Origin of the sequence: Bacillus sp. 0209A, from assembly GCF_036765095.1 — a bacterium.
Lineage (GTDB): Bacteria > Bacillota > Bacilli > Bacillales > Bacillaceae > Bacillus > Bacillus subtilis_G.
Genome location: NZ_JBAIZV010000005.1, coordinates 130658 through 142933, shown reverse-complemented (window position 1 = coordinate 142933; position 12276 = coordinate 130658). Strand labels below are relative to the sequence as shown.

Sequence of the window (12276 nt, the reverse complement as noted above, 5' to 3'; positions counted from 1 at the left end):
TTCCCCGGATGTGGAAAAGTAACAGCGGAGACGTTAAAAAGGAGTGATTCACGATGAATCAGCAAGACATTAAACAAAAGGTGCTTGATGTTCTAGATCATCACAAAGTAGGCTCGCTCGCAACGGTTCAAAAGGGCAAGCCGCATTCCCGCTACATGACTTTTTTTCATGATGGGCTGAAGATTTACACACCCACAAGCAAGGAAACACATAAAGCGGAAGAAATTGAGAACAACCCCAATGTCCATATTTTATTAGGCTATGATTGTGAAGGCTTTGGCGACGCGTATGTCGAGGTTTCCGGGAAAGCCAAGATCAACAATTCAGCAGAACTGAAGGATAAAATTTGGAATCCTAAATTAGAGCGCTGGTTTGACGGCAAGGATGACCCGAACCTGGTGATTCTTGAAATTGAACCAGAGGCTATTAGATTAATGAATGCCGGAGAGAAGACGCCAGTTTCACTCGAATTATAAAAAGGTTGTAATTGCAGGGGCGATATGTTATCATGAATTGCTAAGCAAGAATAATAAGCAAATAAAAAAGAAAGTAAACTTCTTTTTTCTGTTTGAGAGAGAAGCTTTACCGCTTCGCAAGCAGCAAACCAGCTGCCCTTATTCTTTTCCTTCATAACAAATCGCCCCTAACGATGAGATGGAAAAAAGACTTTTTTGTTTTACAATTCACACCGGCGCGGCTTCGGAGCCGCAGTGACGATTGAGAGGTAGGGCTTTCGTTGTCTTGTGTTCAAGAAAATTCCATGGTGTTTACTTTCCAGAATGATTCTACGGAACAATGCTTCATGAATCTAACCGCCCGATTTGGCGGATCATATAATCTTTATTTGCCTATAGAAAAGAATAAGACAAACCGCTCGGCGTATGCCGGCGGTTTTTTTATTGTAAAAAGCACATCGCATTGAAACCTGCTTGTCTTCTTTCCAGTCTTATCTCTAGGATGAAATTGGAGGAAGAATAACGTGCATGTCATGACAACACAAGTGCTTTTTATTTTCTGTTTTTTATTACTGATTCACTCGATAGAAACCTTAGCCTACGCCACCAGGCTTTCCGGAGCCCGCGTTGGATTTATTGCGTCCGCGCTTTCCCTTTTTAATGTCATGGTCATCGTGTCCAGAATGTCGAACATGGTGCAGCAGCCCTTTACCGGACATTTAATTGATGATGCGGGAAAAAACGCACTGGCGATTGTCGCCGGGCAGTTCCGCTTCTTGATATTCGGATCGACAGTCGGCACCCTTCTGGGCATTATCCTGCTCCCGTCTTTTGTCGCTTTATTTTCACGGGCGATTATTCACTTGGCGAGCGGCGGCGGCTCTGTTTTACAAGTGTTCCAAAAGGGATTCTCGAAGCAAGGTTTCAAAAATGCCCTTTCCTATTTGCGTCTGCCGTCTCTTTCGTATGTAAAAGGATTTCATATCCGCTTGATACCGAAGCGTTTGTTTGTCATCAACATGCTGATCACATCCATTTATACGATCGGTGTGCTTTCGGCTTTGTACGCAGGCCTTCTGGCTCCGGAACGCAGCACGACAGCCGTCATGGCATCGGGTTTAATCAACGGAATTGCGACGATGTTGCTGGCGATTTTTGTTGACCCAAAGGTATCCGTTCTTGCCGATGATGTGGCAAAAGGAAAACGAAGCTATACGTATTTAAAATGGACCTCTGTCACGATGGTCACATCAAGAGTGGCGGGGACACTCCTCGCCCAGCTGATGTTTATTCCGGGCGCCTACTATATCGCGTGGCTGACAAAGTGGTTGTAATAAGAAAGGCTGGATCATAAAGATCCAGCCTTAAATTATTTATATTTCCTTAACCCGCGGTCGTACAAAAAGTTTCCGAATGGGACAAAAGCGGCGATAAAGCCGGCGGCTGACCATTTCAGCGGCCATTTGACAGAGAAGGCCGCATACGCCAAGACAAGCAAATACAAAATGAACAATCCGCCGTGAACCGAACCGACAATGGTCACCGCAAGCGGAAGGCCTGCCCAATATTTCAGCGGCATGGCGATGAACAGCAGGATTAAGAGTGACATTCCTTCAATAAAACCCATCGTGCGAAGTCTTCCGATCGGTGTTTGCAGCATAAATCGCCCTCCTTGTGGACACGTTTTCATACTATATGATAAACAATCCGGAGAGCCGTATGACAGCTTTCAGAAAATGTTCGGAAAACTTTCATTTTTATATGCTTTTTCTTGGGAACTGGTCTTGTCATTTACAAAAATACCCGAGATAATGTGAACAAAATCATAAAAGAAGGATGTTGACATGAAACTTGATCAGGTTGATCTGAAAATCATTGAGGAGCTGAAAAAGGACAGCCGTTTGTCGATGAGGGAATTAGGCAGAAAAATTAAGCTATCGCCGCCATCCGTGACAGAACGGGTGAGGCAGCTTGAATCGTTCGGCGTCATTAAGCAATACACACTGGAGGTCGATCAGAAAAAACTGGGGCTGCCTGTTTCCTGCATTGTGGAAGCAACCGTCAAAAACGCGGATTACGAGCGGTTCAAAAGCTATATTCAAACATTGCCGCATATCGAATTTTGTTACCGGATTGCCGGCGCGGCTTGTTATATGCTGAAAATCAACGCAGAAAGCCTTGAAGCGGTAGAAGATTTCATTAACAAAACTTCGCCATACGCGCAAACCGTCACTCACGTGATTTTCTCGGAAATTGACACGAAAAACGGGCGCGGTTAGAGAGTGCTTGTTCAAGTCTGTTATAATAAAAGGATGAGCGTGAAAGAAAGAGAAGTGATCAAGCATGTCAAAAACAGTTGTATTAGCTGAAAAACCTTCAGTCGGCCGGGATTTGGCCCGGGTGCTGAAGTGCCATAAAAAAGGAAATGGTTATCTTGAAGGTGATCAATATATTGTTACATGGGCTTTAGGCCATTTGGTGACACTTGCTGATCCGGAAGGCTATGGAAAAGAATTTCAATCATGGCGTCTGGAGGATCTGCCGATTATCCCTGAGCCCTTAAAGCTTGTGGTGATCAAAAAAACCGGAAAACAGTTCAATGCGGTCAAATCCCAGCTTATCCGTAAAGACGTCAATCAGATTGTCATCGCGACTGATGCAGGCCGGGAAGGGGAGCTTGTTGCGCGCTGGATCATTGAAAAAGCGAATGTCAAAAAGCCGATCAAGCGGCTGTGGATTTCATCTGTGACAGATAAAGCGATCAAGGAAGGCTTTCAAAAGCTGCGCAACGGCAAAGAATATGAAAATCTGTATCATTCTGCCGTCGCCAGAGCGGAAGCGGATTGGATTGTGGGAATTAACGCGACCCGTGCGCTCACCACAAAATTCAATGCCCAGCTCTCCTGCGGCCGTGTGCAGACACCGACGCTTGCCATGATTGCAAAGCGTGAAGCCGACATTCAAGCGTTTACGCCGGTTCCGTATTATGGCATCCGCGCGGCGGTTGATGGCATGACGCTGACCTGGCAGGATCAAAAAACAAAGCAGACGAGAACGTTCAATCAAGACGTAACAAGCCGGTTGCTAAAAGACCTCGACGGAAAGCAAGCGGTCATCGCCGAGCTGAAAAAAACAGCGAAAAAAAGCTTCGCGCCTGCGCTCTATGATTTAACGGAGCTGCAGCGCGACGCACACAAACGCTTCGGATTTTCCGCCAAAGAAACGCTTTCTGTGCTGCAAAAGCTGTATGAGCAGCATAAGCTCGTCACATATCCGCGGACAGACTCAAGATTTTTATCCAGTGATATCGTCCCGACATTAAAAGACCGTCTGGAAGGTATGGAAGTAAAACCGTATGCCCAATATGTCAATCAAATTAAAAAACGCGGCATCAAATCCCACAAAGGCTACGTCAATGACGCGAAGGTGTCAGACCATCACGCGATTATCCCGACCGAAGAGCCGCTCGTTCTCAGCAGTCTAAGCGATAAAGAACGAAAGCTATATGACCTGATTGCGAAACGTTTCCTTGCTGTGTTAATGCCGGCATTCGAATATGAGGAAACAAAGGTCATCGCAGAAATCGGCGGAGAAACCTTTACGGCGAAAGGCAAAACCATACAGTCGCAAGGGTGGAAAGCCGTTTATGATATGGCGGATGAAGATGACGAGCAGGACGATGACAGAGATCAGACACTCCCTGCACTTCAAAAAGGCGATTCTCTTGCCGTGCGCGCCTTAACTGAAACAAGCGGCCAAACGAAGCCGCCCGCCCGCTTTAACGAAGGGACCCTGCTGTCAGCGATGGAAAACCCAAGCGCCTTTATGCAGGGAGAAGAAAAAGGCCTCGTCAAAACGCTTGGTGAAACAGGCGGCCTCGGTACGGTGGCAACACGGGCCGATATTATTGAAAAACTGTTCAACAGCTTTTTAATAGAGAAAAAAGACAAAGATATTTTTATTACTTCTAAAGGAAAACAGCTCCTGCAGCTTGTTCCGGAGGATTTGAAATCACCTGCCTTAACGGGGGAATGGGAGCAAAAGCTGTCAGTGATCGCCGCCGGTAAATTGAAATCGGCTGTCTTTATTAAAGACATGAAAGCTTACGCTAACCAAACGGTAAAAGATATCAAAAACAGCAGCCAGACTTTCAGACACGACAACATCACGGGAACCGCATGTCCGGAATGCGGCAAAATGATGCTGAAAGTAAACGGCAAACGCGGCACGATGCTTGTGTGCCAAGACCGTGAATGCGGAAGCAGAAAAACGGTTGCCCGAAAAACAAACGCGCGTTGCCCGAACTGCCATAAAAAAATGGAGCTTCGCGGCCAAGGCGAGGGTCAGACCTTCGCGTGTGTCTGCGGTCACCGTGAGAAACTGTCCGTATTCGAAAAACGAAAAAACAAAGATAAAGGGCGCGCTTCCAAACGGGACGTTTCCTCTTATATGAAAAAACAAAATAATAAAGATGAGCCGATTAACAACGCGCTGGCAGAACAGCTGAAGAAACTCGGTTTGGATAAATAACCGAAAAACCTGTGCATACCGCACAGGTTTTTTATTGGACTTAGGACCCGTTTTTTCAATGTTCAAAAAGGGAAAAAAAAGCTAGCAATCTGCATTTTTTTCTTTTATAGTAAATGTAATTTGTAACATGGCAGTCATACTTTCGTCTATATATATTTGTGAGCGTCTGATTCGCTTCAGGCGACAAAGGGGGATTTGCCTGTGAGGCATTTGTTAATAGCTGTCATCTTATTCTTTTTATCTATCGGACTTTCCGCAGGGTGTGTTGAAGCTGGAAATAAGGTCCAAAATCAGTCGGTGTCAGAAGTGAACGCCAGCCCGCTTCAGCCGGCGGAGTATTTCATTTATCACAATCTAATGAATGGCCAAGGGTTAATCAAAACTGATATGTCTGACCAGCCTTCGTATTTATCAGAATCTCTTGGCCTATGGATGGAGTTTCTGGTCAGCAAAAATGACGCCCCGCATTTTCAGGAGCAATATCAGCATCTGACTGATTCATTTCTGATGAGCAATCACTTGGTGACGTGGAAGATTCAAAACGGCCAAGCGAGCGGAACGAATGCACTGATAGATGATATGAGAATTATGCTGTCCCTTGACCAAGCCGCCGCCAAATGGGGCCGCAGCGACTACGCGCAAACGGCCCGGGATATCGGCACGGCTTTGAAGGCATACAATATGAACAACGGGTTATTTACAGACTTTTACGACTCACAGGCCGCTTCAAAGGATGTGACGCTTTCATACGTCATGCCCGATGCGTTAGCTGTCTTAAAGAAGAATGGAATTATAGACGAGGAAACAGAACAACGGAATGCCAATGTTCTCTATTCGGCTCCTTTAAAAAATGGCTTTCTGCCAAAGGTATACAGCTCGGAGACAAAGGGATACACATATGATAGTGAGATCAATCTGATAGATCAGCTGTACGCTGCTTGGCACTTGCCGGAAGGGGATGAAAAAGCCGCTGTTTTAGCGGACTGGATCAAGCAGGAATTTCAGACACACGGAAAGCTGTACGGACGATATTCGGCAGATACGAAGGAGCCTGCCGTCAAATATGAGTCGCCATCCGTATACGCATTAGCCGTATTGTTTTTAACAAAACAATATGAAGACAGTTCAGTCACCAAAGCCATATATGACAGAATGAATGACTTTGAAATTCTTGATCCGGTGAAATCGTATTATGGAGGCTATATGAGCGGCGCTCAGACGCATTCTTTTGACAATCTGCTGCCGCTGTTAGCCGAAAGGAAGCTTTTTAATGAAAATATCATTCAATGAATCACAAAAATTATTTGCTTATTTTTCAGGGCTCATCGCAGCCCTGTCTCTGTTTATTTATTATGTGTCAGCCCAGCAATCGGAAGGCGCTCTGATCCTTTGCATCACGTTTGTCGTCATCGCCGCAGGCGTATGGTTCGGCCCGATTTACGCGCTGGCGGTGACTTTAATCGTACTCTTTGTTCTCGGCACCTTAATGATGTTTTTCCAGACTGGACAGGCTGCGCTGTTTCCGGCTGAGGAAGGGCTGCGAATACTTGTCGTGTGGGGAATCGCGCTTTTGTTGTTTTCTTTTATAGCGGGAAGAATTCATGATATTGCTGCAGAGCTAAGGCATTCAGTTGCACGGCTGCAATCCGAAATCAAAAGCTTTGTCGCTGTTGACAGAGTGACCGGATTTGATAACAAGCAGAGGATGAAGCTGGAACTTTCAGAAGAAATCAAGCGGGCGGAACGCTACGGAAATTCTTTCGTGTTTTTGCTGCTTCATATGCATTACTTCAAAGAGTTTAAGTCTTTGTACGGTGAAAAAGAAACGGACCGTCTTTTCCAATATGTCAGTCAGCAAATTAGGGCAAGCGTCCGGGAAACGGATAAGAAGTTCCGCCCCTCTGACGAGCGTATAGGGATTGTGCTGACGCACACGCCCGCTGAACATATGCCGGCCGTCCTGATAAAGCTGAAAAAACAATTGGACACGTATCAGCTGGAAAATGGGAAGTATGTGTCGCTCACGTTCCATGTCTGTCATTTGCCTTACCGCAAAGATATCAAAACAGCCGATCACTTTTTAGAAGAACTGGAAAACGAGATGATGATGAATGAACTATAAAGGAATCACGCTGCTCTGCATCACAATGCTTCTGCTTACAGCTATTGCGTCCTTTCCAGTTTCCGCACAAGCGAAGGAGCGGGATGCCGGCATTCTCATCATCTATTCAACCTTGGACGGCAAAGAGTCATCTCAAGTCAAAATGCTTGATTTGCTTGCGGGCCACTTTACATCCCATGTGACAGTCAAAAAAGATTCGGATGTGGAAGCGTCCGATTTCAAAGGCAAAGACCATGTGATGTATTACGGCCAAACGAAAAGAAAGCTCAGCAAAAAACTGGTGTCTCTGATCAGCAGCGTTAAAACACCTGTTGTCGCCATCGGCTATAACGCAGGCCAAATCAGCCAATTTTCCGGGCTTTCATTAATCAGCAAAGAACATGTATATCAGGTTCACAACAGGTCGGAAAAGGCCGATGTGTCTCTGGAGAGCGGGCTTAACGTGCTGAGCGTATCAGGCCTGAAAGGAAAGTCGCTTTATACCTTTAAAGCCGATGACGGCAAAACGCATTCTTTTATATGGAAAACAAAAAAAGCGAATGTGTACATTGGATTAACGAATTTGTTAAATGACAATTTGATCGTGGCGAAACAGCTCAGAGAAGCTTTCGGAGAGGAGGCGGGGACAACGTTATTGTATTTGCGCCTCGAGGATATCAGCCCGATGTCTGATGAAAAATTGCTGCTTCAAGCCGGTACATATCTGCATAAGAGGCATGTTCCTTTTATCCTGGCAGTGATTCCGGTTTACTTGAATCCGGAAACTGGCGACAAAGTGTATTTGTCTGATAAACCGGAGATGGTCAAGGTGCTGAAAAAGCTGCAAAGCATGGGCGGCAGTATCATTGTCCACGGCTATACACACGCCTACCGCTACAGTGAAACGGGAGAGGGCTTTGAATTCTGGGATGCAAAGGCGGATCAGCCGATTACATCTGGAAATGCCGAAGCCACCCCATCCATTCTGGAAAAAGAACGGGACTTTCCGAACGAACAAGCTTATAACAGCTATTTAAAACCATTTCGTGAAAAGGAAGAAACGTATACAAAGCAAAAACTGACGCGTGCGATTGAGGATTTGACATCATCGGGTCTCTACCCGCTGGCGTTTGAAGCGCCGCATTACACGATGTCCGAATATGGCTATCAAATCGCCTCGCAGTATTTTACAAGCATTTTCGGGCAGGTCCAGCTCAGCGGCACAACGTGGAAAACATCCGGTGCGTCTCCATATGTGACAACTCCTTCAATGCTGGATGGAATGACGCTGTATCCGGAAACGATCGGCTTTGTCGATACATCAAAACAAAACCCGCTCGGCGATATGGAGGAGCACATCGCCCAGATGATTGATTTTGAAGGCGGAGTAGCCGGCGGGTTTTATCACCCGTATCTTGGAATGAAATATCTGCCGGAGCTGGTTGATCAGATGGAACGCATTCCAGACAGTGAATGGCTGGATTTAAAGAAAACGAAACAAACCGTCAAAACAGGCAAAGTTGAAATTCATACAAGCGGTGACGGAACGATTCAGGTGAAAAACGGCGTAAGCGCCATTGACGAGTTTTTCGATCATCATCGGCAAACTCCTCTGGAAAAGGCGTTATGGATTCTCTCCGCGATCGTGCTCTTATTTGTCGTCATGTTTTTCAGTTATACGTTTTACTTGAGAGCCACATTGAAAAAACGAATTTTTAAGGAGAGAAGAAGCCTTGGGTAATACGCTGTTCTTTATCTCACTAAGTTTAATTTGGGTCATGCTTCTCTACCACATGTTTCTCATGCAGGGCGGGTTCCGCCACTATATGAACTTCGAACGGAATATCCCGAAGTGGAGAGAAAACATGAAGGAGCTGCCAAAGGTCAGTGTCCTTATCCCGGCGCATAACGAAGAGGTTGTGATTCGGCAGACGTTGAAGGCGATGGTCAACCTTTATTATCCGAAAGACCGGCTGGAGATCATCGTCGTTAATGACAATTCATCAGACCGGACGGGTGATATCGTCAATGAATTTTCCGAGACATACGATTTCATTAAAATGGTGATCACGAAGCCGCCAAACGCAGGAAAAGGCAAATCCTCCGCGCTTAACTCTGGTTTTGCCGAATCGAACGGCGATGTGATCTGTGTATATGACGCCGACAACACGCCTGAGAAAATGGCCGTGTATTACCTCGTTCTCGGCCTGATGAATGACGAAAAGGCAGGCGCCGTGGTTGGGAAATTCCGCGTCATTAACGCGGCAAAAACGCTGCTGACGAAGTTTATTAATATCGAAACGATCTGTTTTCAGTGGATGGCCCAAGGAGGCAGATGGAAGTGGTTCAAAATCGCCACGATCCCGGGCACCAACTTCGCGATCCGCAGAAGCATTATCGAAAAGCTCGGGGGCTGGGATGACAAAGCGCTTGCTGAGGATACCGAGCTGACCATCCGGGTGTATAATCTCGGCTATCACATCCGCTTTTTCCCTGCCGCCATCACTTGGGAGCAGGAGCCGGAAACGTGGAAGGTGTGGTGGCGCCAGCGCACCAGATGGGCACGCGGCAATCAATATGTCGTACTGAAATTTTTGGCGCAGTTTTTCAAACTGAAACGAAAACGGATTATCTTTGATTTGTTTTATTTTTTCTTTACGTACTTCCTGTTTTTCTTTGGCGTGATCATGTCAAATACGATATTTGTCGTCAATTTGTTTTATGATTTGCATTTATCGGTCGGGTTTTTGGCAATGGTCCTCTGGATCTTGGCGTTCTTCTTATTTATGACAGAGGTCATGATTACGTTGAGCATTGAAAAAACAGAAATGAACAGGCAAAACTTTTTTATCGTATTTCTCATGTACTTTACATACTCGCAGGCATGGATTGTGCTCGTTATCTATTCTTTATTCGTAGAAATCAAGCACCGTTTATTCAAGCAGGAGGTCAAATGGTACAAAACAGAACGATACAATCAACATAAAAGCGGGTGACCTTTTTGAAACAAATAATGATTTTTCTCACAAGCTTCATGCTTCTGGCGATGACCGGACAAGCGGCTTTAGCCAAAGAGGTGCAGGTCAGCGGTTCGCTTCTCGGAAAAAGCAGCCAAGAACAAGCCAAACAGCAGGTGCTGACAAGCGACCTGATGACACTGTACGGATCAAAAGACAGCGCGGAGCTGACGTATCAGATTCCGGCAGGCGCCTCTTCCGGCAATCAGCAATTGGTGATTGAATACGAGGCTTCAAATCTTTTAATTTCTCCATCATCGTTAACGGCTGTCATTGACGACGAACCAGTCAAAACGGTAAAGCTTAATGGTGATTCAAAACGGAAAACATTGAAGCTGAACCTGACTAAAAGCCAGTCTGCCCAAGGCTATCACAACGTATCGCTGAAATTTTACGGTGTAATGAAAGAGGGCGTCTGCGTCAGACAGGATACGTCCGGAAACTGGATCAAAATTTACCCGGACAGCCGCCTGACGCTGGCGGACAGCAGTGAAGCGAAGGGAACGACGCTGGACCATTATCCATATCCTTTCGCCCAATCGGGAAATACAGCCGAGGAAACCGCCATCGTCATTCCGGACGACCCAAGTTCGGCGGAAATTGAAGCAGCAGTGAAAACAGAAGGCTATTTGAAAACGGCCGACAGCAGTGTCACCATTTCGTATGTCACGGAATCTGAACTGAAGAAAATCGACAAGCCGACGATTTTCATCGGAGTGGACAAGCATTGGAACGGAAAGGTGAAAAAGCTGATGAAACAAGCCGGCTTACAGGCAAAAGGAGAAAAACTCCTGCTTGCGGAGCGGGTGCTGAAAGCAGAGAGCAAGCAGCAGCCGGTTCTGTTTGCGCAAGCCGCATCCGATGACGTGCTCACTGAAAAAATCAGTGTCATTACGGATCAGACTTATACAGGCCAGCTCAGCGGCGATACACTCTCAATCAGCAAGCTTAAGCAGGCTGAAAAAAAAGAAAGCAATAGGCTGACCCTCAAGAATTTTGGAGCGGATGATATCACAATTGGAGCTGACAAAACATCTTCAGCACATTACTTTTATCCTGCATCGGCGGTTTTAGATGAAAACCAATCAGCGAAGCTGTCGCTTAAGCTGAAAAAGTCCGAAACGATTCAAGCTTCAACGGCCGAAAACGAATCGGCTGCTCAGGCTGCAGAACTGAAGGTCATGATCAACGGCCAGCCGCATTCGGTCCGGCTTGATGATTTAGGAAAAGAAGATAAAAACGGATTCTATCATGCCATGGTAAAAGTGGATCCTAAGCTGCTGCAGAAAAACCGCTACATTGATATTCAATTCGTCACAACTGGGCTAAAGGAAAACAATCCTTGCAACACCGCTGACGAAGAAAAGTGGGTCTTTATCGATAAAAACAGTACATTGTCTTACACCGTCAAAGGCATGTCTCCGTCAGCGGATTTTCAAGAGTGGCCGCTTCCTTACGCCGGAAATCAGGAACAGGCAACGCTGATCGTGATTCCTGACACCGTAAACCAATCGAAGCTTGAGGAGCTTTCTCTTGTTACGGAGTCCTTTGGCAGCGAAGCGCAGCATTCATATACGGTGAAGAAATCATCTGATGTAACAGCAAATGATGCCAAAGGACGAGACCTCATTTTCTTAGGGGGCATCAATCAATTTTCTCTTTTGAAGGAGCAATCATCAGAACTGCTTGTGCCGCAAGCGAAGAACGGCTCGTTTGATGTATCAGGTTTTGAGATGCTGAATGAGACAACAAAACAAGTGGCGTTTACCCAAGCATCTCTTTGGGATACAAGCTACACAATGGCTGTCTTTGCACCGTCAAAAGGAAAAGGCGCGGCCGTCACGAAAGAAATCATCAACTATCTCAACAGCACCGATGACTCGGCAACCGTCGTTAATGAAACAAACAGCCAGCAGGTGTTTACAAACCACCAGCAGCTCAAATCAGAAGCAAACAGTTCCAGTGAAGAGCAGCCATCACAAGATAATGGCCAGAAATGGCTGTATATTGGTGTGCTGGTACTCATTATGGTGATTGCGGCAGTGTTCATTTGGATTGCCGTAAGACGCAGAAAAAGAAAGGCAGACAGGGGATAGCACTTGAGAATGATGTATCTATCGTTCTCCATTGATTTGGTACAACACTCATACAGAGTGTTGTATTTTTTTAGAGC

At 45.9% G+C, this 12276-nt stretch carries 10 protein-coding genes; 9 read left to right on the top strand and 1 reads right to left on the bottom strand.

The window, feature by feature from the left end; genetic code table 11:
* The first annotated feature begins 53 nt into the window (after positions 1-53).
* Positions 54-476 carry a pyridoxamine 5'-phosphate oxidase family protein gene (locus V6D44_RS17640; protein ID WP_087992998.1) on the top strand — a complete coding sequence of 141 codons (423 nt, stop codon included), beginning with the start codon at positions 54-56 and terminating at the stop codon, positions 474-476.
* Between the two features lie 503 nt (positions 477-979).
* Positions 980-1789, top strand: coding sequence for a lipid II flippase Amj (gene amj / locus V6D44_RS17635; protein WP_087992997.1), 810 nt, complete (start codon positions 980-982; stop codon positions 1787-1789).
* Between the two features lie 35 nt (positions 1790-1824).
* Here the strand turns inward: amj and V6D44_RS17630 are convergent, their stop codons facing one another.
* Complete coding sequence (locus tag V6D44_RS17630) at positions 1825-2115, bottom strand: DUF3817 domain-containing protein (RefSeq protein WP_019257503.1); 291 nt, start codon at positions 2113-2115, stop codon at positions 1825-1827.
* A 184-nt stretch (positions 2116-2299) separates the two neighbouring features.
* On the opposite strand from V6D44_RS17630, the gene lrpC reads away from it, so the two are divergent.
* The 7 genes from lrpC to V6D44_RS17595 all read left to right on the top strand — a co-directional run bounded on the left by lrpC (position 2300) and on the right by V6D44_RS17595 (position 12199).
* The gene (gene lrpC / locus V6D44_RS17625; protein WP_087992996.1) at positions 2300-2734 is read left to right on the top strand and encodes a transcriptional regulator LrpC; all 435 of its coding nucleotides are present in this window, start codon (positions 2300-2302) and stop codon (positions 2732-2734) included.
* A 64-nt stretch (positions 2735-2798) separates the two neighbouring features.
* The gene (locus V6D44_RS17620) at positions 2799-4985 is read left to right on the top strand and encodes a DNA topoisomerase III (protein WP_333516770.1); all 2187 of its coding nucleotides are present in this window, start codon (positions 2799-2801) and stop codon (positions 4983-4985) included.
* 201 nt (positions 4986-5186) lie between these two features.
* The gene (locus V6D44_RS17615; RefSeq protein WP_087992994.1) at positions 5187-6275 is read left to right on the top strand and encodes a glycosyl hydrolase family 8; all 1089 of its coding nucleotides are present in this window, start codon (positions 5187-5189) and stop codon (positions 6273-6275) included.
* Positions 6256-7107: a diguanylate cyclase domain-containing protein gene (locus V6D44_RS17610; RefSeq protein WP_333516769.1), complete on the top strand. Its 852-nt coding sequence runs from the start codon at positions 6256-6258 to the stop codon at positions 7105-7107. Before V6D44_RS17615 ends, V6D44_RS17610 begins: the two co-directional genes overlap by 20 nt.
* A 10-nt stretch (positions 7108-7117) precedes the next feature.
* Positions 7118-8827, top strand: coding sequence for a DUF2334 domain-containing protein (locus tag V6D44_RS17605; RefSeq protein ID WP_333516785.1), 1710 nt, complete (start codon positions 7118-7120; stop codon positions 8825-8827).
* On the top strand, positions 8820-10082 hold the full coding sequence (locus tag V6D44_RS17600; protein ID WP_253268832.1) for a glycosyltransferase family 2 protein: 1263 nt from the start codon (positions 8820-8822) through the stop codon (positions 10080-10082). The genes V6D44_RS17605 and V6D44_RS17600 overlap by 8 nt, the downstream gene beginning before the upstream one ends.
* A 5-nt stretch (positions 10083-10087) precedes the next feature.
* Entirely contained in the window at positions 10088-12199 is a 2112-nt protein-coding gene (locus V6D44_RS17595; RefSeq protein ID WP_202328943.1) for a cellulose biosynthesis cyclic di-GMP-binding regulatory protein BcsB, read from the top strand.
* Positions 12200-12276 lie beyond the last annotated feature (77 nt).

Coding starts and splice junctions, on each gene's coding strand:
- V6D44_RS17640 (WP_087992998.1), top strand. CDS start 54: ATGAATCAGCAAGACATTAAACAAAAGGTGCTTGATGTTCTAGATCAT.
- V6D44_RS17630 (WP_019257503.1), bottom strand. CDS start 2,115: ATGCTGCAAACACCGATCGGAAGACTTCGCACGATGGGTTTTATTGAA.
- lrpC (WP_087992996.1), top strand. CDS start 2,300: ATGAAACTTGATCAGGTTGATCTGAAAATCATTGAGGAGCTGAAAAAG.
- V6D44_RS17620 (WP_333516770.1), top strand. CDS start 2,799: ATGTCAAAAACAGTTGTATTAGCTGAAAAACCTTCAGTCGGCCGGGAT.
- V6D44_RS17610 (WP_333516769.1), top strand. CDS start 6,256: ATGAAAATATCATTCAATGAATCACAAAAATTATTTGCTTATTTTTCA.